Below are 569 nucleotides of genomic sequence, written 5' to 3'. Positions count from 1 at the left end.
CCAGCTCCAGCAGCCGCAGCCCGACCGTGAGCGCGAGCCGCGCGAACCGGCTCGACCAGGCGGGGGAGTGCGGCAGTCCGGTGGTCGTCAGCGCCGCCACCGGGACGACCCGCTCCCCGGGCGCCGCGTACACCTCCGGCGACTCGCGCAGCACCGCCGCCAGATCGGGCGACCCGGCCGCCACCGCGCCCAGCGTGCGGGTGACGTGCAGCAGCCCGTCGGTGCGCGCCGCCACCGCCTCCCCGAAGTCCGACAGCGCCGCCGACGCGGCCACCGAGCCGAGCGAGATGTCCCGCACCGAGGACGTCAGCCGGGCGCTCAGCGCCGTCTTGACGTGCGGACCCCCCGGCAGCGCGAGGGTGCGCAGCGCCATCAGCGGATGCGCCGGGAGCCGCTCCCCGCCCGTCCGCTTCAGCACGTGCGCGGCCTGCCACGGATGCACCGGGACCACCACCCGCCCCGCCTCCCGCAGCCACCCCGGCCACACCCCCGACACCAGGCACCCGTCCTCCGGCACGGGCACCAGTCCCAGCTCCACCACCGGCCCGTGCTCGGGCCCGTAGGCGAGC

1 protein-coding gene is annotated in these 569 nt (G+C 78.0%); it reads right to left on the bottom strand.

Going from position 1 to position 569, the window contains the following annotated elements:
- Nucleotides 1-569: IucA/IucC family protein (locus B7767_RS40850; protein ID WP_218775865.1), on the bottom strand; the 569-nt coding region annotated here is incomplete at both ends.

The organism is Streptomyces sp. 13-12-16, assembly GCF_002114215.1.
Taxonomy (GTDB): domain Bacteria; phylum Actinomycetota; class Actinomycetes; order Streptomycetales; family Streptomycetaceae; genus Streptomyces.
This window is presented reverse-complemented; position numbering and strand designations above follow the sequence as displayed.